Origin of the sequence: Paenibacillus terreus (assembly GCF_042138595.1) — a bacterium.
GTDB lineage: Bacteria > Bacillota > Bacilli > Paenibacillales > Paenibacillaceae > Paenibacillus > Paenibacillus terreus.
On record NZ_JBHIRX010000005.1, the window covers coordinates 202,339 to 226,088 of the forward strand.

18 protein-coding genes are annotated in these 23,750 nt (G+C 51.3%); all 18 read left to right on the forward strand.

Annotated features, from left to right (window positions below; genetic code table 11):
* Positions 1-42: 42 nt before the first annotated feature.
* A complete protein-coding gene (gene purT, locus ACE5KN_RS12110; protein ID WP_375523647.1) occupies positions 43-1,236 on the forward strand; it encodes a formate-dependent phosphoribosylglycinamide formyltransferase in 1,194 nt (397 codons plus the stop codon).
* The gene (locus tag ACE5KN_RS12115) at positions 1,226-1,684 is read left to right on the forward strand and encodes a GNAT family N-acetyltransferase (RefSeq protein WP_375523648.1); all 459 of its coding nucleotides are present in this window, start codon (positions 1,226-1,228) and stop codon (positions 1,682-1,684) included. Before purT ends, ACE5KN_RS12115 begins: the two co-directional genes overlap by 11 nt.
* A gap of 198 nt (positions 1,685-1,882) precedes the next feature.
* Positions 1,883-3,535, forward strand: coding sequence for a response regulator transcription factor (locus ACE5KN_RS12120; RefSeq protein WP_375523649.1), 1,653 nt, complete (start codon positions 1,883-1,885; stop codon positions 3,533-3,535).
* Between the two features lie 9 nt (positions 3,536-3,544).
* The gene (locus ACE5KN_RS12125; protein ID WP_375523650.1) at positions 3,545-5,350 is read left to right on the forward strand and encodes a sensor histidine kinase; all 1,806 of its coding nucleotides are present in this window, start codon (positions 3,545-3,547) and stop codon (positions 5,348-5,350) included.
* Positions 5,347-6,318 carry a substrate-binding domain-containing protein gene (locus tag ACE5KN_RS12130; RefSeq protein WP_375523651.1) on the forward strand — a complete coding sequence of 324 codons (972 nt, stop codon included), beginning with the start codon at positions 5,347-5,349 and terminating at the stop codon, positions 6,316-6,318. The genes ACE5KN_RS12125 and ACE5KN_RS12130 overlap by 4 nt, the downstream gene beginning before the upstream one ends.
* Positions 6,319-7,046: 728 nt before the next feature.
* Positions 7,047-8,090 carry a galactose ABC transporter substrate-binding protein gene (locus tag ACE5KN_RS12135; protein WP_375523652.1) on the forward strand — a complete coding sequence of 348 codons (1,044 nt, stop codon included), beginning with the start codon at positions 7,047-7,049 and terminating at the stop codon, positions 8,088-8,090.
* Positions 8,091-8,207: 117 nt separating this feature from the next.
* Positions 8,208-9,719: a sugar ABC transporter ATP-binding protein gene (locus ACE5KN_RS12140; RefSeq protein WP_375523653.1), complete on the forward strand. Its 1,512-nt coding sequence runs from the start codon at positions 8,208-8,210 to the stop codon at positions 9,717-9,719.
* Between the two features lie 27 nt (positions 9,720-9,746).
* Positions 9,747-10,754 carry a galactose/methyl galactoside ABC transporter permease MglC gene (mglC, locus tag ACE5KN_RS12145; protein ID WP_375523654.1) on the forward strand — a complete coding sequence of 336 codons (1,008 nt, stop codon included), beginning with the start codon at positions 9,747-9,749 and terminating at the stop codon, positions 10,752-10,754.
* A 179-nt stretch (positions 10,755-10,933) separates the two neighbouring features.
* Positions 10,934-11,614 (forward strand): CAP domain-containing protein, encoded by a 681-nt coding sequence (locus ACE5KN_RS12150; RefSeq protein WP_375523655.1) that lies wholly within the window; start codon positions 10,934-10,936, stop codon positions 11,612-11,614.
* A gap of 165 nt (positions 11,615-11,779) precedes the next feature.
* Positions 11,780-12,613 carry a GDSL-type esterase/lipase family protein gene (locus tag ACE5KN_RS12155; protein ID WP_375523656.1) on the forward strand — a complete coding sequence of 278 codons (834 nt, stop codon included), beginning with the start codon at positions 11,780-11,782 and terminating at the stop codon, positions 12,611-12,613.
* Positions 12,613-13,581, forward strand: coding sequence for an ABC transporter ATP-binding protein (locus ACE5KN_RS12160; RefSeq protein ID WP_375523758.1), 969 nt, complete (start codon positions 12,613-12,615; stop codon positions 13,579-13,581). The genes ACE5KN_RS12155 and ACE5KN_RS12160 overlap by 1 nt, the downstream gene beginning before the upstream one ends.
* Positions 13,574-14,563 carry an ABC transporter permease gene (locus tag ACE5KN_RS12165; RefSeq protein ID WP_375523657.1) on the forward strand — a complete coding sequence of 330 codons (990 nt, stop codon included), beginning with the start codon at positions 13,574-13,576 and terminating at the stop codon, positions 14,561-14,563. Before ACE5KN_RS12160 ends, ACE5KN_RS12165 begins: the two co-directional genes overlap by 8 nt.
* Positions 14,564-14,642: 79 nt before the next feature.
* Complete coding sequence (gene parE / locus ACE5KN_RS12170) at positions 14,643-16,625, forward strand: DNA topoisomerase IV subunit B (protein ID WP_375523658.1); 1,983 nt, start codon at positions 14,643-14,645, stop codon at positions 16,623-16,625.
* A 118-nt stretch (positions 16,626-16,743) separates the two neighbouring features.
* On the forward strand, positions 16,744-19,206 hold the full coding sequence (gyrA, locus tag ACE5KN_RS12175; protein ID WP_375523659.1) for a DNA gyrase subunit A: 2,463 nt from the start codon (positions 16,744-16,746) through the stop codon (positions 19,204-19,206).
* A gap of 1,067 nt (positions 19,207-20,273) precedes the next feature.
* Positions 20,274-20,690, forward strand: coding sequence for a MarR family winged helix-turn-helix transcriptional regulator (locus ACE5KN_RS12180; RefSeq protein ID WP_375523660.1), 417 nt, complete (start codon positions 20,274-20,276; stop codon positions 20,688-20,690).
* Positions 20,691-20,975: 285 nt separating this feature from the next.
* Positions 20,976-21,440, forward strand: coding sequence for a MarR family winged helix-turn-helix transcriptional regulator (locus ACE5KN_RS12185; RefSeq protein WP_375523661.1), 465 nt, complete (start codon positions 20,976-20,978; stop codon positions 21,438-21,440).
* On the forward strand, positions 21,418-22,920 hold the full coding sequence (locus ACE5KN_RS12190; RefSeq protein WP_375523662.1) for a DHA2 family efflux MFS transporter permease subunit: 1,503 nt from the start codon (positions 21,418-21,420) through the stop codon (positions 22,918-22,920). The genes ACE5KN_RS12185 and ACE5KN_RS12190 overlap by 23 nt, the downstream gene beginning before the upstream one ends.
* 205 nt (positions 22,921-23,125) lie before the next feature.
* Positions 23,126-23,722, forward strand: a complete 597-nt coding sequence (locus ACE5KN_RS12195) for a TetR/AcrR family transcriptional regulator (RefSeq protein ID WP_375523663.1) — start codon at positions 23,126-23,128, stop codon at positions 23,720-23,722.
* Positions 23,723-23,750: the final 28 nt, after the last annotated feature.

The following is a 23,750-nucleotide window of genomic DNA, read 5'->3' on the forward strand; positions in this document are numbered from 1 at the left end:
TAAAGAAGAACGAGCTATATCGTCTGAGGGGGAAGGAACAAAATGTGGGGTGCTCCTTTTTCCGCTGGAGCGAAAAAAATGCTGCTGCTTGGCAGCGGCGAACTCGGAAAAGAAGTCATTATTGAGGCTCAGCGATATGGTGTGGAATGCATTGCCGTGGATCGTTATGAGCATGCGCCTGCCATGCAGGTAGCCCATCGGTCCTATTGTATCGACATGCAGGATCCTGAAGCCTTACAGTCGCTGATCCGCAAGGAGCAGCCTGATCTGATCGTCCCCGAAATCGAGGCGATCGCAACTCATGCGCTGGAAGAGCTGGAGCAGGAGGGCTTCAAGGTTGTGCCAACCGCCCGTGCTGCGCGTCTTACGATGGATCGCGAGGGGATTCGCCGGCTGGCAGCCGAACAGCTGGGACTGCCTACCGCCGCGTACCGCTTTGCCGATAACCTCGAACAGCTGCAGCATGCGGTGACTGAGCTTGGCACGCCATGTGTGGTGAAGCCGCTGATGAGCTCTTCAGGTAAGGGACAATCCGTCTGCAGGACACCGGAAGATGCGCCTGCCTGCTGGAACGCGGCTCTGGAAGGGGCGCGCGCCCGTACGACACGTGTCATCATCGAGGCTTTTGTTCCGTTTGAAAGCGAAATTACGCTTCTTACCGTACGCTCGGTAAGCGGGACAACCTTCTGTCCGCCTATCGGACATGTGCAGAAGGATGGGGATTATGTCGAATCATGGCAGCCCCATCAGATGACGGCCGAACAGCTGGAGCAGGCACAGGATATTGCACGCCGCATTACGGACGAGCTGGGAGGATACGGAATTTTCGGTGTCGAGCTGTTTCTGACAGCGGACGGTGTCGTCTTCAGCGAAGTTTCACCCCGTCCTCATGATACCGGGATGGTTACCATGGTCACACAGGATTTATCCGAATTTGCCCTGCATGTGCGGGCTATTCTCGGGCTGCCTGTACACGACGTACAGCTGCTCGCGCCGGGTGCTTCCGCCACGCTTAAAGCGGGTACCGCCGCTCAGGATTATGCGGTGGGCGGAATAGAGGAAGCGCTGAAGCTGCCTCGTACCCAGGTAAGAATATTTGGCAAGCCGGAGACGAAAGTGGGCCGGCGGATGGCTGTAGCCTTGAGCACAGCCGATGAAGTGGAGACAGCCCGTAAAATTGCAAAAGAAGCTGCTAATAAGCTTAAAGTGGAGGTTAACGTAAACCATGTCAAATAACGTTTTGGCTCCGGAGCTGACGCTTCGGACCGGTGAGCTCAGTGACTGCGAATGCGTTACAGGTTTGATGCGGGAAATCAATTATCCGATGACCTGCGCCGTTATGCGCGAACGTATGGAATCCATTGAAGCTGATCCTAATGCCTGCATTATGATGGCGGAAGTTGACGGAAAGGTGGCTGGCGCAATCGGCGTTCAGATCGTACAGAGCCATGCCTATCCCGAGCCGGCCGCACAGATCACATTGTTAATTGTCTGCAATGAACACCGCCGTGAAGGAATCGGCAGAAGGCTCGTTGCACAGGCGGAGGCGTGGGGTAAAGAGCGCGGAGGCGTGCAAATGGTAGTCACAGGCGCAAATCGTGAACGGAATGCAGTCGCACTCGATTTTTACGAACACATCGGGTTTGAAAAACATGGTTATCGACTGATCAAAAAGCTGAAATAGCAGATATAAATAGGTATGAAACTGACCCGGCACGCAAGTGGCCGGTTCTTTTTTTCTGCTGAAATTTCTTCTCTATTTACTTCCTGCAAAGGATATAATACAATACCTAAGTGATTTTTGGGAAACGCTTTCACGAAACAGCGGTTCAAGGATATTCACTTGATTCATACATAGTATGAGGATTTGAGGGATGATGCAATGTATAAGCTTATTCTGGTAGATGATGAGCAGGACGTCCGTGAGGGGCTGCTGGAGCAAATTGATTGGCAGGCACACGGCCTTGAAGTCATAGCCACGGCCGAGAACGGCCGAGAGGCATGCGAGCTTGTGGAGAAGCATCAGCCTGACGTCATCGTCACCGATATTCAGATGCCATTTATGGACGGTTTGCAGCTGGCGGAATGGGTGAGGCTTCACGCGCCGACAGCCAAAATCATTATTTTGACAGGCTTCGACGAATTCGAATACGCCCAGCGGGCCATCAAGCTGCATATCGACGAATATGTGCTTAAGCCGTTTTCGGCGGGTGAACTGGTGGATGTGCTGTTAAAGGTGAAAACCCGCATCGAAAGTGAAATTGCGGAAAAAGAAAATCTGCAGGTGCTTCAGGATCATTACAAACGGAGCTTGCCGCTGCTGCGCGAGCTTTTTCTGATTTCGCTCATGTCAAGGCGCCTGCCGCAGGCGGAAGTTTCAGAGAAGTCACGGCAGTACGGTCTGGACTTGTCAGGTGATGGCTATATGGCGTCGGTGATTTCCATTGACCGGCTCCACGGGCAGCACTGGTCCGGGGCTGATGAAAGCCATGACAGTATTTCATTGCGCAGCTCTGACAACCTGCAGCTGCAGCTATTTGCGGTGCTCAATATCGCGGATGAAATCCTAAGCAGGCGTGGCAGCGGCCTTGTGTTCATGCATCAGGATCAAATCGTGCTGCTGTCTGTCCGTCGTGGCGAAGAGAGTGAGCAATTTACCCGTAATGTCCTGAACGTACTGGATGAAATCCGGATGAGTGTCGAGAAATATTTAAAGCTTACCGTTACTATCGGAGTCGGGACTGAGTTCAGGGAAGCGGAAAATGCCTATATCTCCTATGAAAGCGCCTGTGGCGCGTTAAACTACAGATTTGTGCTTGGCAACAATCGCATTATTTTGATTGATGATGTGGAGTCGGGCAGAGCCGAGCTGCTCCGTTTTGACGACCTGAAGGAGCAGGCGCTGATCCGCACCTTGAAGGTGGGCACCGCGGCTGAGCTGGTCGAGCTGATGGATAGCCTGTTTGCCGATCTGGAGCCTTCCGTAGTATCTGTGCAGGACTACCAGGTATATCTTTTGGAAATTTTGACCGTCATTCTCAAAGTGACACGTGAGGCCGGAATCGGGATCGAGTCCGTATTCGGAGCTGCTTCCAATCCGGTTGCGGAAGTATACCGGCTGAACAACTTGCCCGAGGTAAAGCAGTGGTTTACGTATGCCTGCAATACTCTGACCCGTCTGATCTCCAGTCGCCGCGAAACGGGGTACAGCAAGCTTGTGGAGGAAGCCAAGGCGTTTATGCGCGAGCATTTTCGCGACAGCGACCTGTCCATCGCCAAGGTGTGCAGCCATCTTCATATCAGCGCAGGTTACTTCAGCAGTATTTTCAAAAAAGAGATGAAGACGACCTTTGTCGGCTACTTGATGCAGCTGCGTATGGAGGAGGCGAAGGAGCTGCTGCGTACCACTGACCTGAAGGCGTTTGAAATTGCGGAGAAAACCGGATTTTCGGATTCCAACTATTTCAGCTACTGCTTCCGGAAGACGTTCAACATGACACCTAAAGAATACCGCAACAGCTCCCGGGGAGGCTGAACCGACAGCATGAAAATAACACTTTTGGCAAGGCCGCTCGGCCGTCTTCGCGCGATGATTGGGACATTGCCGTGGAGAAGCATCCGTTTTTTAATCGGTTTGTCCTTTACATTGCTGACCGTTTTTATCGTTTTGATTGTCAGCGGTTTGCTGTACAACAAGTTTTCGAGCACTGCGGAGGAGAACGCTTATCTTAACATCCAGCAGATTATCGGGCAGGTCAGCTATAATCTGGAAATTTATGTAGAAGGCATGATGGGCATCTACGAGGTGGCCGGCGAAAGGATCGCCGCGGCAGAGGATATCTCGGACAGCAAGCTGCATGAGCAACTGTCGGCCGTGCTCGGAACGAGACAGGATGTCGTTTCCTTTGCGCTGTTTACCCCCGAGGGAGACATGGTGCTGGATATGCCGGACCGGAAGCTGCAGCGGAACACGAATCTGACTTCGCAAAGCTGGTTCGAGAGTGCGCTGCGGGGAGAGCGGAGAATGTCCTTTTCTCCTCCCCATATCCAGAATCTGTTTCCGGGACAGTACAAATGGGTTGTCTCCATGAGCGGACAGGTTGCTTACCGCCAGGGGGGAGAAATCAAGAAAGGCATCCTGCTGGTGGACGTTAATTTCAAGACGATCGACGAGCTTTCAAAAAGGGTCAGTCTGGGCAAGCGGGGCTATGTGTACATTATCGATTCACAAGGCAACATCGTATACCATCCGCAGCAGCAGCTGATATACGCCGGTTTAAAGTATGAAAACATAGAGCCGGTGCTGAGCTATTCGTATGGAAGATATATCGATCATTCAACTGGAGAGGAACGGCTCATTACCGTCAAGACGGTCAATCCAATCGGCTGGAAAATTGTCGGTGTCGCTTTTCCGGAGGAAATATTGACGACCAAGCAGGAGCTGAACAGTTTTATCGTCTGGTTTCTGGCAGAGGTCCTCATTGTGGTGCTTATATTATCCGTTCTCGTTTCGGCAAGTATATCCAAGCCGATCCAACGGTTGGAAAAAGCGGTGCGCAAAGTGGAGAAAGGGGATTTATATACGCCTATTCAAGTGCGGGGAGCGGACGAAATCGAGCAGCTATCGGGCAGTTTCAACCGGATGCTGACCCGCATCCGCGAGCTGATGGAGCAAAGCATCCGCGAGCAGGAGGCGAAGCGCAAGAGCGAGCTCGACGTGCTGCAGGCCCAGATCAATCCGCATTTTCTATACAACACCCTGAACACGGTGATCCGTCTGGCGGAGAGAGGACAAAATGACGAAGTGGTCAAAGCGATCACCTCTTTATCCAAGTTCTTTCGCATCAGTCTCAGCAAGGGAAAACAGATTATATCACTCGGGGATGAGCTGGAGCATGTGCGCCATTATCTGATTATTCAGAAGGTACGCTACAAGGAACGTTTTGATTTTGTCATTGAAGCGGATGAAGGGCTGCGGCATTTCCAGTGCCTGAAGCTGATACTGCAGCCTATCGTTGAAAACGCCATTGTACACGGCATCGAGGAGATGGCGGACAAGGGTTTTATCCGGCTCCGTACATGGGCTGACGGCGGGGATATCCTGATCACCGTCTCCGACAATGGACTGGGTATGACAGAGGGTACGCTGGAACGCATTCTGACCGGGGAGCACAGATCCGAAAAAGGCTCCGGCGTAGGAGTTGCCAATGTGCACAAGCGGATTAGGCTCTATTACGGAGACGGTTATGGTCTTCATTTTGAAAGCGAGCTGGAAGAAGGGACGACAGTCACGATCAGGATACCGGTCCTGCCGATTGAAGATGGCGCACCGGGGAGGGTTGAAGCATGAGACGCTTTAAATGGAATGTGCTGATTAGCCTTTGCCTGTTCACCGGGCTGCTGGGCGGCTGCGGAGAACAGAGTGTTGAGCCGACAGTCGGCAGTACGCCGCTGCAGATTGACATGATTGTCAAGAAGAAGGACGGTGAGTATTGGAATACGGTCAAACTGGGGGCGGAGGTTGCCGCCAAGGAGTTCAATGTAAAGCTGAACTTTCTCGGCCCTGACAGTGAAACGGATATAAAGGGGCAAATTAAATTAATGGAGGCGTCCATCAAGGCGGACCGGGATGCTATTATTCTCGCGGCAAGCGATTATATGGCTCTGGCCCAGGTAACGGACCAGGCTATCGGCATACCGGTTATCGGTATGGATTCCGAGGTAGCGTCTGCCCGTCCTGTCGCCTTTGTCGGAGCAAACAATTATGCATCCGGACAGTTGGCGGCCGAGCGGCTGACCGCACTTACCGGCCCGGAAGCGGATATCGGGATCGTCAATTTTGTAAAAGGGGCGCGTAATGCGGACCAAAGGATCGAAGGGCTGATGGATTATTTGGCGCGCTTTCCCGGCATCTCGATTGTAGAGACGGCTTACTGCGGCTCCGACCAGGAACTGGCATACCGGCAGGCTGCCGCAATGTTGAAGAGGCACCCGGAGTTGGATGCCATTGTGGGCCTCAGCGGGGAGGCGGGGCTGGGTGCCGGACGAGCGGTCCGTGAGGCCGGTCTTGTGTCGAAGGTCAAGATTGTAACGTTCGACAGCCCGCCTGCGGTGATGGAAATGCTGCAGGAGGGCACCGTGCAGGCGACGGTCATCCAAAACCCGTTCAGCAACGGCTATCTCGCCGTGAAGCAGGCGGTGGAATATATCCAGGGGATGGACGTCCCCGACCGGACGGACACGGGCACAAAGCTGATCGATTTAAACAACATGATGTGGCCGGAAAATCAAAAGCAGCTATTCCCGTTTGTCAGATGACAGTTGTATGGATAACTAAATGCTAGCTTTCTTGCAAGAAGGGGATTCGCCCCCCTCAGAGTCTTGTATCCAGAGTGAGATGGATAGCTATAGGGAGTGGTGACCGTTGCCTGATGCCTGAAGCCTCTCCATATACCCTTGCATGATTATCCCTTTTGTTCAGAATGCGAGGGGGCGGGGGTTTTTTGGAGTCTATGCGGCTGCGTCCTGATCGCAGTGTTTGAAAATAGACCCATTCGATGTTCTGAATAGCGTAACAACAGGCATTTTCGCGCCTCACTTGATCCGTTATTTTCTTTAACGCGCCTAAAGTATATTTTCGGTTCCCGGTTTGCTGTTTTTCTTAACCTGATCCAATGGGATAATGGTGCAAAGCTCTCGGATAGTGAGTTCACATGCCTTGCCACGATCTTGTAAGGGGGATTCAAATTCCTCAGTGCCCAGGGCCCCATAACATTCTTGTGAACAGGAGGCACATTTTGCTCCTGTTCTTTTTTGTGGTTTTAAGTAAGGGATCGGCTTGATGCAGCGGAGGAATCATTCGTTTGCGGAGTGTCTCTCAACAGCGCAAAGGACTATTTGCCCATGAAAATCCTCATACATTGATGAGGATTTTGATATTTTTGATGAGGATTTTGCATTACACTGGGCCCCCTTTTCAAGGATAATGAAAGCGTAAACAAAAGAGAAAGCGGCTGATAAAGCCGTCCCAGGAGGTCTAATATTTGATGAAAAAAGTTACTTTTGTACTCCTTGCAGGTGCCTTGGTCAGCGGAGCGCTGGCAGGCTGCTCTTCCGGAAGCAAATCCGGCTCAGGCGGTGGAGGAGGCGGTGATCTTCCGCAAGTGGGGGCAGCGATCTACAAATTTGACGATACATTTATGTCCGGTGTCCGCAGCGCCATCGAGAAAAATGCGGCAGGCAAAGTGGCCGTGGATATCGTGGACAGCCAAAACTCCCAGCCGACGCAAAACGATAAAGTCGATCTGTTCATCACGAAGAAGAAAAACGCTTTGATCGTGAATCCGGTGGACCGTACAGCAGCCGGCGTCATTATAGACAAAGCGAAAACAGCGGATATTCCTGTAGTATTCCTGAACCGCGAGCCGCTGCCGGAGGACATGAAGAAGTGGGATAAAGTGTATTATGTCGGCGCCAAAGCCGAAGAATCCGGAACAATGGAAGGCCAGCTGATTGCAGATTATTTCAAAAACAATCCTGAGGCGGACAAAAACGGGGACGGCGTTCTTCAGTATGTCATGCTGAAAGGCGAGCCTGGCCACCAGGATGCCGAACTGCGCACACAGTATTCTGTAAAAGCAATTGAAGATGCAGGGATCAAGGTTGAGAAGCTTGCGGAAGACACGGCGATGTGGGACCGCGTAAAAGGCCAGGAAAAAATGGCAGCCTTCCTTGGCGCTCACGGCGACAAAATCGAAGCGGTGCTGGCCAACAATGACGATATGGCATTGGGCGCAGTGGAAGCACTTAAAGCTGCAGGCTACTTCAAAGGCGACAAATACATGCCGGTTGTCGGCGTTGACGCAACCGAGCCTGCCCTGCAGGCCTTGAAGGACGGGACACTGCTCGGAACCGTGCTGAATGATGCCAGCAGCCAGGGTAAAGCAGCTGTGAATCTGTCTGAAGTGCTTGCCAAAGGTGAAACGCCTAGCAAAGACAATGTTGGCTTCGACATTACAGACAATCAATATGTTTGGATCTCCTATAAGAAAATCACCAAGGATAACATTGCCGACGCATCCGTTAAGTAACAACCGCATGGATGGAGCTTAGGGCGGGTGGTCTTCCACCCGCTCCGCTTGCATCCGGATAGGAATGAGGAGTGCTGTGCCTCTCCATTAAAGACAAATACGCAGGGGGCGTAACAGATGGCTCAACATGAGTATGTTTTGGAAATGAACGACATTACCAAGGAATTTCCCGGCGTCAAGGCCTTGGACGGTCTGACCCTGAAGGTTAGACCCGGCACGGTCCATGCCCTGATGGGTGAGAATGGAGCCGGCAAATCGACACTGATGAAATGCCTATTCGGCATTTACAAGCCTGATAGCGGAGAAATTTTGCTGAATGGCGTCAAAACGGACATCAACAATTCGAGTGATGCGTTGAAACACGGGATATCCATGATTCACCAGGAGCTTCATCCGGTGCCGCACCGGAATGTGATGGAGAACATCTGGCTGGGACGTTTTCCGACTAAGGGCATTGGACCCTTGCAGTTTGTTGATCACAAGAAAATGAAAGCAGATACGGAGGCGCTGTTTCGTCAGCTAGATATCGATCTTGAGCCTGACACTCTTGTCGGCAAACTGTCCGTATCCAAAATCCAATCGATCGAAATCGCCAAGGCGGTATCCTTCCATTCCAAAATTATCGTGATGGATGAACCGACCTCTTCCCTGACGGGCGTTGAAGTGGAGCATCTGTTCCGCATCATTCGCGACCTGCAAAAACAGGGTGTGGCAATCATATATATTTCGCACAAAATGGAAGAAATTTTGCAAATTTCGGACGATGTCACCATTATGCGTGACGGCAAAAAAATAGGCACATGGCCTGCATCCGAATTGACCACTGATTTGATCATTTCGCGCATGGTCGGCCGTGACTTGACCTCTCGTTTCCCGGAACGCGAGAATGTGCCTGGCGAAGTGGTGCTGCGTGTGAAAAATTTGACGTCGCCGCTGCCGAAATCGTTCAAGGATGTCAGCTTTGAGCTGCGCAAGGGTGAGGTGCTGGGGATTGGGGGACTGGTCGGTGCTCAACGCACGGAAGTCATTGAGGCACTATTCGGCTTGCGGGCCATCGAATCCGGAACGATCGAATTGAACGGCAAGCCTGTCAAAATCAAATCACCGGAGGATGCCAAAAAGCTGGGCATGGCGCTCCTGACCGAGGAACGGCGCGTAACGGGCATCTTCCCTGTGCTGCCGGTGCATGAGAACGCAGCGATCGCGAATCTGGGGCGGTATCAGACACCGTACTTGCTGCTGGACGAGAAGCGGAAGCGGAGCGAATCGGACAAAATGGTCGAGAAGCTGCGCACCAAGACGCCCAATACGAAGGCGCTCATCATGAATCTGTCCGGCGGCAACCAGCAAAAGGTGCTGCTTGCCCGCTGGCTGCTGACGGAGCCTGATATTCTGTTATTGGATGAGCCGACACGCGGGATCGACGTCGGGGCCAAGTTTGAAATCTACAGCATTATTTCCGATTTGGCGAAGCAAGGGAAGAGCATTATCATGATCTCCTCCGAAATGCCGGAGCTGCTGGGCATGTCCGATCGGATTATGGTGATGTCGGAAGGGCGCCTTACGGGGGTTCTGGAAGGCGAACTGGCTACAGAAGAAGAGATTATGAAGCTGGCTGCCCAGCACTAGGGAGAATCAGAGGGGGAAACTGTCATTATGGATACTATAAAAATGAAGGGATTTTTGTCCCAAAACGCTATTTATATTGTGCTTCTTGTGCTTATTATCGGCATTGCCGTTTATGATCCGACCTTTCTGGCCGTAAATACGCTGCGGGACGTGCTCATTCAGTCCTCAACCCGTATCATCATCGCGCTAGGCATGGCCTTCGTCCTGATTACAGCCGGCACGGACCTGTCTGCAGGGCGGATTGTCGGTTTATCCGCCGTCATCTCGGCTTCCATGCTGCAGGTGGCCGACTATCCGCGCCGTTTCTTCCCGGATATGCCGGAGCTGAACGTTATCATTCCGATTGCGCTGGCTGTTATTATCGGCCTCGTGTGCGGTATGATCAACGGCTGGGTTGTCGCCAAGCTGAACGTTCCGCCGTTTATCGCCACACTCGGCACGATGGTTGCCGTTTACGGCTTGAACTCCCTGTATTTCGATATGGAACCGAACGTATCCCAGCCGATCGGCGGTCTGCGCCCTGATTTTACGGCCATCGGCTCCGGGTTTATCGGCACCGGGCAGTATTCGATCCCTTACATCGTCATCATTGCCATTGTCGTGGCCGTGATCGTGTGGGTCGTGTTTAACAAAACGAAGCTTGGCAAAAACATGTATGCCATCGGCGGCAACATCCAGGCTGCCAAAGTATCCGGCATCAATGTTTCCAAGAACCTGATCTGGATTTATGCGATTGCCGGCGCACTATACGGTCTGGCAGGGGTGCTGGAAGCTGCGCGTACAGGCGGCGCAACGAACAACTACGGCAATATGTATGAGCTTGACGCCATCGCGGCTTGTGTCGTGGGCGGGGTATCCACCTCCGGCGGGATCGGAACCGTGCCGGGTGTGCTTGTAGGGGTATTCATTTTCACCATTATCAACTATGGTTTGACATTTATCGGGGTCAGCCCTTACTGGCAGCTGATAATCAAGGGTCTCATCATCGTGGCTGCCATCGCCATCGATATGAGAAAATATGCAGCCAAAAAGTAAGTCTTAACTATATTACAGCAACAAGGCCGCGGTCCTGCCGCGGCTTTTTACTGTGATTTAACAGGGGGATTTCCATAAATTTGGGATAGGAAGCTCGTGTCGAATCATGTTATACTGGCACTATGTTGATGACAAGTTTGTAACCTTTTTGTAAATTTATAAATCGGGAGATGAGAACATTGAAAAATACGTGGAAAAAGATTTTGACAACAGGTACCCTGACAGCAGCGTTGTCCGCAGCATTAGTCCTGCCAGTATCAGCGGCACCTGCGCCAACGACTTCAACGGATTTGTCTTCCTATATTCAGCAATGGCTCAACAATAATGGCTATGAAGGATATACAGCGAACTGGCCACAAAGCGGACAAACCGCCTCCAAGCCAGCAGCTCCGACAAAGCCGGTGTCCAAACCAGGGACTACAACCAATAACAATGGCACTACAACCAATAATAACACAGGGAATACAACTTCCAAGCCAGCAACAGACAAGTCACAGTTTACGGCACAGGTCATTACCCTCGTAAACCAAGAACGCAGCAAAGCAGGTCTGAAGCCATTGACCAACCATACGAACCTTTCCAACATGGCGCTGGAAAAAGCGAAGGATATGAGCAAGAACAACTACTTTGATCATAACTCGCCAACCTACGGTTCGCCATTTGATATGATGAAGAAATTCGGCATTTCCTATTCTTATGCCGGCGAAAATATTGCCATGGGGCAGCAAACACCTCAGGAAGTTATGAAAGACTGGATGAACAGCCAGGGCCATCGTGAAAACATCTTGAATCCGAACTTCACAACGATTGGCGTAGGCTATTATAACGGCTACTGGGTACAAGAGTTTATCGGCAAATAATGAAATAGGAAAAAGCAGATCGGGAATACTGAAATTCCTGATCTGCTTTTTTGTGTTTTCTATAACAAAACTCCGCTTTCCGGCGCCGCGGCTGAGGGGAAATTTGCAAATCGCAAAAAGAAGCTTTATCTTTAGGTAGATTAGGGCACTCGGGAGGTATGCAAGTTGAATTCAACGAGTTGGATCTGGAGAATAACAAGCACCTTGTCCATTGCAGCCACATTGCTGCTTATATACGGTTTTGTTGCAGCCGTTGCCGGGAATCTTGTGTCGGCACCGGTGTCTCCGCCCGCAGCCGTGCCGGAAAGCGGACAGGCCCCGTCTCCAGCGGCAGGGAATGAAATCAGAGCCGTTGCGATCGGGGATTCGCTTGCAAGAGGAACAGGGGATGACTCGGGAAGCGGATTCGTGCGAAGAGCGGTTGACCTGTTGGATAAAAACGGGATGCATGCCAAGCTTATTAATAATCTGGGGATTAACGGGCTCACGACGGATGTCCTCTTGACCAGACTTGACGAGACAGGTGTACAATATGTTCTCAAGGAAGCCAACGTGATCATGCTTTCCATCGGAGGAAACGATCTGTTTGCTGGCGGACAGGCTCTCCAGAGCGGCACAGAGCCTCCGTCAGTGGATAAGCTGAGGGCAACCCTGCCCGGTGCCTCTGCGCGCCTGCAGAAGATACTGGAAAAGCTGCACACCATCAATCCGGATGCCCGGATATTGTATCTTGGTCTATACAATCCTTTCAGCGATCTGCCGGATCTGAGGGTTCCCGGCAATACCGTGGTCAGCGAATGGAATGCGGCGGCGCTCAGGATTACGAACAAGAGCGATCAAATGAGTGTCATTCCGACGTTCGACCTGTTTGAGCAAAACCTGGCTGTTTACCTTTCCTCGGACCATTTTCACCCGAACGGCGCGGGTTATCAGGCTATCGCCGAGCGGATCGTGCAGGGCTTCGGCACAGCATCACCGGGCGGGGAGGCTAACGAATGATGGACACTCATGACAGGGAAACGGTATTATCCGTACAGCATGTAAAGAAAAAAATAGGACGCCGCTGGATCATTCAGGATGTGACGTTTGATGTGTATGCAGGGGAAATTTTCGGTTTCCTCGGACCAAACGGGGCGGGCAAAACGACCACCATCCGCATGCTGGTGGATTTGATCAAGCCGACGGAGGGAACGATCAGCGTTTGCGGATACAATGTGAACCGGGACCCTGAGCGCGCGCTCACTTATGTCGGTTCAATTGTGGAAAATCCCGAAATGTACGGCTATCTCACAGGGTGGGAAAACCTGGAGCACTTTGCGCGCATGCAGTCGGGGATCGACGCGTTACGAATCCTGGAGGTCGTTAATCTCGTTCGGCTGGACCGCAGAATTCACGACAAGGTCAGTACATATTCTCTGGGCATGCGGCAGCGGCTCGGCATTGCTCAAGCGCTGCTGGGCAGACCGAAGCTGTTAATTCTTGATGAGCCAACGAACGGGCTGGACCCCAAGGGTATCAAGGAAATGCGGGCTTTCATCAGGGCGCTGGCCGAGCAGGGTATGGCCGTATTCGTATCCAGCCACCTGCTGAGCGAAATTCAGCTGCTGTGCGATCGGGTGGCCATTATCAGCCACGGCAACGTGCTTGCGGTAGGCGGAGTAAAGGAACTGGTCGCGGATCACTCGCGGCTCGCAGTCTGGCAGCTGCATCCGCGTGAGCAGGGGCTGGCAATACTCCAGGCCTCGCCGCATGTTAAGGTGCTTGAACGGCCCGACGAGCAGGTGGATGACAGTATCATAGCCTCCGCGGGTGAAGGGGCGATATTCACCGAAATGGAGGAAAGGCATATATCTGAACTGGTTGCCCTTCTCGCAGGGTCAGGCATCAAGGTGCATCGTGTAAGCCCCATCAATCCGACGCTGGAGCAGCTATTCCTGAAGATGACAGAGGGTGAAGTGCTTGAATAATATACTGCCTCTAGTGAAGAACGAGACGATCAAAATTATGAAAAGAAAAAGACTTTACATCATTCTGCTCATTTTGCTCGTCCTCGTGCCGATATTTACTTATGCCCAGCTTAAAGCTGCGGAGAGAAACCGCGAGAAATTTGGCGGCGATTGGCGGCTTGAGCTGCAGCAGGCGATCACGGACAACCAGAACTCGCTTGGCAGCGACCGGGTTCCTGAGGAATGGAAAAGGTACCGGAGTGTTTTTATTCAGCAAATGCAGTATTATTTAGAGCATGACATCAATCCCAATGAGCCGGGAGCGGTCACCTTTACCCGTGAATTTATGGACAATTCCGTAAATCTGTTCATCCCGCTGCTCATTATGGCGATCGCGTCGGATCTTGTATCCGGAGAGCGAACGACAGGCACCATCAAGATGCTGCTCACCAGGCCTGTCCGCAGGTGGAAGGTGCTGTTAAGCAAGCTGCTGTCGCTCTTTATGTTTGTTTCGCTCATTGTGGTGTCCACTTTTGCCGTGAGCTATCTCATATCCGGGCTTTTCTTCGGTTACAGCGGTTTTGGAGTCCCGATATTTACGGGCTTCCGAATCGTCGGGTCGAACGTGGATTTGTCAGCCGTACAGGCGATTCCGCAGTGGCAATACATGCTGCTGCAGTGCGGGCTGATCTGGTTTGTGAGCATGATTGTCGCCATGCTGGCGTTTATGGTTTCCGTCCTGCTTCGCAGTACGGCGGCGAGCATTGTGGTGATGATGTCGGCATTGATCGCAGGCACGATTCTGACCAACATGGCTTCTTCCTGGGAGAGCGCCAAATATCTGTTCATGGTGAATCTTGGATTGACGGATTATCTGGCTGGAAATCCTGCTCCGATCGAGGGTATGACACTGCCGTTTTCCCTGGCTGTGCTGTCAGTTTGGGGGGGATTGTCGCTGATCGTTTCATTCGCCGTCTTTACGAAACGGGATATATTGAATTAAAATGGACAAAGTATAAAGAAAACATCTGTTTGCATTTTTGGTTAAAACAAGGTCATGATTAGACAAAGGGGGAGCATGAATGGTCGACCAAATCGACTTGTTCGCCAAGGGGGCTGACGGCAACGACCGTCAGGCTTCGGATTACGGGGCGGACGACATTCAAGTTCTCGAAGGGCTTGTGGCGGTACGGAAACGGCCGGGCATGTACATCGGGAGCACCAGTTCTTCGGGACTGCATCATTTGGTATGGGAAATTGTAGACAACGCGGTTGACGAGCATCTGGCCAAATTTTGCTCCCGAATCGACATCACTATGCATAAGGACGGTTCAGTTACCGTATTGGACAACGGACGGGGCATTCCAACGGGAATGCACAAAATGGGGATACCAACCCCCCAGGTTGTTTTTACAATATTGCATGCCGGCGGCAAATTCGGCGGTTCCGGGTATAAGAAATCGGGCGGCCTGCACGGTGTAGGGGCGTCCGTAACCAACGCGCTTTCCGAGTGGCTGGAGGTGGAGATTTACCGGGAGGGCAAAATTCACCGCCAGCGTTTTGAATATTGGCAGGATGAGCAAGGGGTTGAGCATGTCGGTGAACCTGTAACCGGGCTTGAGGTGCTCGGGAATACGAACAAGACCGGCAGCAAAGTCACGTTCAAACCCGATATCCGCGTTTTCCAGAACGGCATTACTCTGAATTACGATACGCTCGCCGAGCGGCTGCAGGAAATTGCTTTCCTCAACTCAGGTCTCCGCGTTGTCCTGAAGGATGAGCGTAATGGCAGAAGCGATGAATTTTATTATGAGGGCGGAGCCAGCCAGTTTGTCGCGTTCCTGAATGAGGGCAAAGACGTTCTGCACGATGTGATTCATTTCACCGGTGAAAAGGAAGAGATCGAGGTTGAAGTGGCTATTCAGTATAATGCAGGTTATACGGAAACGCTCGCTTCCTTCGTGAACTCCATTCCGACCCGCGGCGGCGGCACGCATGAGACCGGATTCAAGACAGCCTATACGCGAGTGATGAACGATTACGCCCGCCGTACGGGCATGCTCAAGGAAAAAGAAAAAAATCTGGAGGGCAACGACCTGCGCGAAGGCATGATGGCCGTCATCAGCGTGAAAATGTCTGAGGTGGAATTTGTCGGACAGACCAAGGATCAGCTGGGGAGCGCATCGGCGCGCAGTGCCGTGGATGCGATTGTGGCCGAGAACATGCAGCGTTTTCTGGAGGAAAACCCGCAGGTGGCGCAAACCTTGATCAAGAAATCGATTCAGGCCTCCAAGGCGCGTGAAGCGGCAAGAAAAGCACGGGATGAAATGCGTTCGGGCAAAAAGCGCAGCGAGAGCTCCAACCTGAACGGCAAACTGTCTCCTGCGCAGTCCAAGGACTTTACGCGCAACGAGCTGTTTATCGTCGAAGGAGACTCGGCGGGAGGCTCTGCCAAGCAGGGACGGGATTCCAAGATTCAGGCCATTCTGCCGCTGAAGGGCAAACCGATGAATCCCGAGAAAGCGAAGCTGGCCGATATTCTGAAGAATGAGGAGTATCGTGCCATCACTTCCGCCATCGGTGCGGGGATCGGTACAGAATTCACCGTCGATGACAGCAATTATTCGAAAATTATCATCATGACAGACGCGGATACGGACGGCGCTCATATTCAAGTGCTTCTGCTTACGTTCTTCTACCGCTATATGAAGCCGCTGATCGATGCCGGTAAAGTCTATATCGCACAGCCGCCGCTTTACAAAATCACCCGTAAATCAGGCAAGCTGGAAACGGTCAGATATGCCTGGAGCGACGAGCAGCTGCAGAATTACCTTAAGGAATTCGGGAAGAATTTCGAGCTGCAGCGGTACAAAGGACTTGGCGAAATGAATCCGGAGCAGCTGTGGGAGACGACGATGAATCCGGAGACGCGCATTCTTTTGCAGGTGCAGATCGAGGATGCGGCCAAGGCTGAGCGCAGAGTGTCAACATTGATGGGCGACAAGGTCGATCCGCGCAAAAGATGGATTGTCGAAAATGTGGATTTTACCGAATATGAAGAGTAAACGACATGTTTGCAAAAAAAAGGCGGGCGGTTTTTCAGCCTGCCCCGCCGCCTTTCACGCTACAGGCGGCGTTTTTTGCTTAGATGATTAACGGTTATTTTTAAAAAGAGGTGCTTAGATGAGCTTATCAGAACAGTTTTTGCCAGCTTTTCTGGAAGAGGTTGTCGGCGACCGCTTTGGCCGATATTCCAAATATATTATTCAGGACCGCGCCATTCCTGATGTACGCGATGGTCTGAAGCCTGTGCAGCGCCGCATTTTGTACGCTATGTACGATTCGGGCAACACGCCGGATAAACCGTACCGGAAATCGGCCAAGACCGTCGGCGACGTGATGGGGAATTATCATCCGCACGGCGACTCGTCCATTTACGAAGGAATGGTCCGCATGGCTCAGCCTTGGAAAATGGGACATGTCCTGATCGACGGGCATGGCAACTGGGGTTCTGTGGATGATGATCCGGCAGCGGCGATGCGTTATACGGAAGCAAGGCTTTCACCGATCGCGATGGAAATGCTGCGCGATATCGAGAAGCGCACGGTTCTGTTCAAGGACAATTTCGACAATACGGCCAAGGAGCCGGTCGTCCTGCCTTCACGCTATCCGAATCTGCTGGTCAACGGCGTCAGCGGTATTTCCTCCGGCTTTGCCACTGAAATTCCGACTCATAATCTGCGCGAGGTAATCGATGCCTGCATCGCCGTGATGGAGAAGCCTTCCATCGAGCTGGAAGAGATCATGACCTTTATCAAAGGTCCCGACTTCCCGACAGGCGGCTTGATTATGGGCGGGGAAGGCATTCTGGACGCGTACAGAACAGGCAAAGGGCGTATCTATATCCGCTCGAAGACGGAGATAGAATCGCTGCGGGGCGGCAAGCAGCAGATTGTCATTACGGAAATTCCTTATCAGGTGGTCAAATCCCGGCTGGTGACAGCCATGGAAAATATCCGCCTGGAGAAAAAGGTGGAGGGCATCGCCGAGGTTCGTGACGAAAGCGGCCGCGAAGGGCTGCGCATTGTCGTTGAACTGAAGAAAGACGCCGATGCGGAAGGAATCCTGGCTTATCTTTTGAAGAAAACGGATCTGCAGGTGGCCTACAACTTCAATATGGTGGCTATCGTGAACAAGGCGCCTCATCAGCTGGGGCTGAAACCGATTCTGGAAGCCTACATTGCGCATCAGCGCGAAGTTGTGACTTTCCGCACCCAATTCGAGCTGGAGAAGGCGGAGGACCGTGCTCATGTGCTTGAGGGCCTGGTTAAAGCGCTTAATATTCTGGATGAGGTCATCGCAGCAATCAAGGCATCCAAGAACCGTCAGGATGCACAGAACAATTTGCAGTGGATGTTCGGCTTCAGTGAGCGCCAGGCGGATTCTATCCTAACCCTGCAGCTGTACCGTTTGACCAATCTGGAGATTACTTCCCTGGAGAAAGAGCTGGCTGATATTCAAAAGAAAATTGCCCAGCTGCGTTCCATTCTGGAGAGCGACCGCAAGCTGATCAATGTTATCCGCAAGGAGCTGCTCGAAATCCGCGAGCGATTCGGCATCGACCGCCGCTCCGCCATTCAGGAGGAAGTGGAAGAAATCAAGGTGAACCTTGAGGTCATGGTTAGTTCCGAGGATGTGCTCGTGACTCTGTCCAAACAGGGGTATGTCAAACGGACCAGCTTGCTGTCCTTTACCCGCTCCGGTGGGGAACGCTACGGCTCCGGCGTCAGGGAAGGCGACTATGTGACAGAGCTGCTGGATGTGAACACTCTGGATTCGCTGCTCGTCTTTACCCAAAGGGGACAGTACTTCCTGCTGCCCGTGCATCAGATCCCTGAATACAAGTGGAAGGAGCCGGGTACGGCGATTGTCAATGTTATTCCTTTATCCAAGGAAGACCGGATTGTCAGCATCATCCCGGTGAAGAGCATGGAAGAAGAGGGCAAAAGTCTTGTATTTGTCACCCGCAAAGGACAGGTCAAACGTACGGAACTGAAGGATTATGCGACCAAGCGCTCCAGTGCGGTGGCTGCGGCTAAGGTGGCTGCAGACGACGAAGTGCTGTCGGTCACGCTGAGTGACAATTCGCGTGATCTGCTGCTTGTCACCCGTGCCGGAATGAGCATTCGCTTCCGTGAGAACGAGGTGAACGCGATGGGACGTGTGTCAGCGGGTGTCCGTGGTATCCAGGTGGCGGACGAAGACGAAGTCATCGCCGCACTTTGGGTTCAGGAAGATGAAGGAGAGATTCTCGTCGTGTCTGATCTCGGATACGGAAAGAGATCGCTGTTGCTTGATTATCCGGCTCAGGGGCGGGGCGGCAAAGGCATTGCCACCTTTGAATTCAAGGAAGGGAAGCGGGTGCGCCCGAACGGTTCCAGGCTGGTGGCCGCTTTCCACGTTACGGAGGCCGTGCAGGTGAGCGTCGTTACCACCGAAGGGCAAGTCCTGTCCTTCCTCTCCGAGAAAGCGCCATTAATGGATCGCAAGGATACGGGCAAACTGCTCGTTACGTTAGAGAAGAAGGACCTTGTCGCGGACGTACTGCTTCGTCCTGAGCCGCAGAGCTCGTCAGAGGTTGAGTAGGGGGCGTACCCGGAGTTAGGCGTACCCGGATTGTCCTTCCGATCGCTGTTGTCCCCGGATTTCCTGATTGAATAGGCAGTGGAAGAAATCCGGGGACAAAGGCGAACGCTCCGCTTCTTCAGGACAATTCCGGGTACTTTGCAGGGTAGTGTTCCTTGAATGCTTCGCTTGTTCAAGGGGATGTTTGGTTTGCTGATTCGAAGATGAAAAGAATATTGCTTCGCAAAGGTCGAGAACGGTGGTGTACCTATCTCGACCTTTTTTTTATTAAATCAGGAATTGCTTGAGATTGGTGTTGCCTTACGGTTCTTTACGTAGGTATAAGCACTAGCAGCGGAAAGGGTGAAGCAACTGGCGGAAAAGCAATAGCCTTCGGCGTTGGCGCCGACTTTCCTCTCTAAAAATGGCTCAACCTGAAAGAATGCTTCACAACTAGCCATTGGAACGAGGCATCGTCATCCTTTCACGCTAACGGACTCGAGTGCTCTTATTTGCCCCAAAAGCGAAATATCAGTGTTTTAACGGACTAGGGAGATCTTATTTACCCCAAAATGCCCCAAAACATTCGCTTAAATGCTAAATAAAGGCTATGGGGTCCGTTGACATTCCACAAACGTTTGTTTTCGCCGAAATAGCAGCATTACAGTCCGTCAGGACGATTTTGTACTACGTCCGGTCTTGTTAAAATACGATCTCGTTTTTGGTTCAGAGTAATAATTGAAATTTAAGGATATTGAAGGAAATTAATACTTAAAACTTCTCAAGATCGTCTCAGGATATATCTCCAGAAGTATCTCTGAATCGTCTCAAGAGCATCGCAGAATCCTTTAGGAATTCCGCTTCGGACTTTCGCTTATTGTCGGGCTCTGTCTGTCAGGATGGCAAGGTTTTTAATGACCACTGTCGAAATGCAGCATACCCCATGGGTGTATGTATGACTTATTTCCTGTTTTGGCTTTCTTAAGGAGAACAGGGCAGGAAAAGCAGGTGTCACGGCGAAATTTAACAGCATGAATAAGTTGCATTTACGACGTGCGTATAGTTGACTGCTGAGAGGAGATGAAAGAATGCAAACGTCTGAATTTGCCAAGCTGTGGTTTAAGCTAACCAAAGACTATAAAGCATATATGGAACAGAACTTGGCACCCTCGTTGACCGAGTCCCAGTTGACGGTACTGGAAGTGCTTAGGGAGAACGGCCGGATGAAGCCCTCCCAGCTGATCCCGTTCCTTGCCACGACACCCGCCGCAGTTACCATGCTGCTGGACAGGATGGAGAAGAACGAGCTTGTCACCCGTATAAGGGATCAGGAGGACCGCAGAATCGTGTGGATCTTGATCACGGACCGCGGCAAGGAGGAAGCAGACCGGGGCATTCAAATTCGCAATGATTTTTTGTCTGCAGCGCTCGGCCGAATCTCCATTCATAACCAGAATCTGCTCGTTTATTTATTGGGCAAAATTACAGCGGCCGGACAAGCATAAGAAAAACGTCTATCGATGTATATTCACAGAAGCCAGACCGCGCTTAGCGGTAGTTTTTCTTGCGATTCCAGGCAGCTTATACATTCTAGAATCTTAATAAAGGATAAAATCAGACAGTTTATTTCTGGCTTTCAGAAAACTGTCTTTTATTTTTGCTAATTTACAGAAAAAAGAGCATGTTATGTTGACTATTACATAAATGAAGGTTTAAACTATATAGATATAGTTATAATAATTCGCATACGAATGATTATAATGCTAATAGAAATGAAGGAGGCTTGGGCATTGGACGATAAGCATGAGATCTATCGCATCGTTCAATCATTCAGACAGGTTAACAAGGCCCTGTTTCAGGTGTTTTGGCACAGTGATCTGCAATTGGAGTTAACGTCTGTCCAATATCTCGTACTGTCTATTCTTCATGAGCGGCCAGACATCGGTCTCGCCGAGCTGGCAAAACTGGCCAACATGGGAAGCAGTACGATGAGCGGCGTTGTGGAGCGGCTGTGCAAGGGAGGATATATTACCCGTGCCCGTCTCATGAATGACCGGAGGTCGTTAACATTGAAATTGACTGCTGAGGGAGAAGCCGTCCGGGAACGCATCGATACACTCTGGATGGAGCGAGTTTCAAGCATATTGGAGATTCCGAGGGCGGATCTTGATTTTACATTGCAGGTTCATCAGCAAATCGTACAGAAGCTTCAAGAGAAAGGAATGACACAACGTGAACAATCCCCAAACTGCTGATACAGCTGAAATACGAAAAGCACCAATCGTAGCCGCACTGCTGCTTGGCGCATTTGTAGGTTTACTGAATCAGACGTTAATCAACATCGCATTACCGAAAATGATGGCTGATCTGGTCATCGAGCCGTCGACAGCCCAGTGGCTGACAACCGGCTTTATGCTGGTCAACGGTGTGCTGATTCCGGTGACCGCTTTTCTGATCGCCAGGTTCAGCACCAGACAGCTCTTTTTAAGCTCCATGATTTTATTTAGCATCGGAACGCTGCTGTGTGCCGTTGCTCCTAACTTTACTGTTGTTTTGCTGGGAAGACTGATTCAAGCCGCCGGGGCCGGTATTACGATGCCTCTGATGACCGTCGTGTTTCTGAATATTTTCCCCATCGAGAAACGGGGACAGGCGATGGGTATGATGGGTATCGCCATGACCTTTGCCCCGGCCGTTGGTCCGACGCTTTCCGGATATATTGTCGAGCATTATGACTGGCGCGTACTCTTCTGGATTATCCTGCCAATCGCGGTGCTCGCTACGTTAATCGGCGCATTTTTTCTGAAAAATGTGACGAAATTGTCCAATCCGAAACTGGACATTCCGGCAATCATTTTGTCCACACTGGGTTTTGGCGGTCTGCTGTACGGTTTCAGTGAGGCAGCCAACGCTGGCTGGAGCAGCCCGGTTGTGCTCGCAACACTCGCCATTGGCGCCATTGCCCTGGTACTGTTCATTATTCGTGAGTTTAAAAGCGATGAGCCGATGCTGGAATTCCGTATTTTTAATTACAATATGTACAGTCTGACCATCATTATTAACGTGATTGTCACCATGGCTTTGTATGCGGGCATGATCCTGCTGCCGCTTTATCTGCAAAACATTCGCGGCTTTACCCCCATGCAGTCGGGTCTGCTGCTGCTGCCCGGGGCGATTCTGATGGGCATCATGTCCCCGATAACAGGAACGATCTTTGATAAAATTGGAGCCCGCTGGCTGACCGTCATCGGCTTAGCCATTATGAGCATCACGACCTGGGAGTTTACACGGCTTACTGAAACCACATCGTTTATGGAGCTGATGATCATCTATACGGCCCGCATGTTCGGCATGTCGATGATTATGATGCCGATCCAGACGGCGGGGCTGAACCAGCTTCCTCAGCATTTGAACGCCCATGGTACGGCGATGAGCAATACGCTGCGCATGATTTCAGGCTCGATCGGGACGGCGCTGCTCGTAACGGTCATGACGATGAAAACGCAGAGCCGTACGCAGGAACTGGCCGCCGCCCAAGGGGTATCCATGACGGACAGCGCAGGCCTGGCGGGCATCACCAACCATGCCATGACCTACGGCATCAATTATGCGTTCATGATTGCCACAGGCATGAGCATTGCCGCCCTGATCCTGTCATTCTTTATTCAAAATACAAACCCGCAGAAGCAGCGTGAAGTGGTGGAGAAAAAGAGACGCACGGCTGTTTCTTCGTAAATAAAAATCTATACAATACAAAAACCCTGCATTAGGCTGCAGGGTTTTTGTATTCGGTAAGAGCAAATCAAAATCCTTAGCAACAACAAAACTTGAAATTTCCCGTACTGACAGGGGAAGCTGTGTCCGTACTTTTATTGACATGCCACCCTTAATAAAATAAAATGAATTTACGTTCAATTCATTTTATGAGGGAGAAATCGCAATGCCTCGCACAAAGGAACAGAACGACCAAATGTCGGCGGCAACAAGAAAAAAAATCGAAACCGCCGGTCTAGCATGTTTTGTCCAAAAGGGCTTTGCCTTAACCAGCATGAAGGATATCGCGAAAGCCGCGGGCATTAGCACAGGCCTGATTTATCGGCATTTTGCCTCCAAGCAGGAGCTGTTCACCCAATTGGTTGACAATACGATGATGGAAATGGCGGAAACCATTCGGTTTCTCGATTCTGATGGGAACCCTTCCCGGACATTGACTCAGGTGACGTCCGGCCTGCTTAAGGATATTCAAGGGAATGAGCCGATTTCGCAATATTTTATACTGATGACCCGCTCGCTGCTGGCGCTGGAGCCTTTGCCGCAAATGTCGGAGCTGAAAAAGATCGATCTGCTGCTGTTCCAACAGACCGCCCGCTTAATTGAAGAAGGGCAAAAGCTGGGGGAATTTAGGCAAGGGGATCCTTATCAATTGTCGCTCTTCTTCTTTTCCGTGATTCAGGGGGTTGCTGATATGAAGCTGTTTATGGGAGATCGTTTCATGGTGCCCCCGGTCGAGGATGTGATGGCTTTTCTGTATTCATAATGTGACGTTACAAAAACTAAGGAGATCA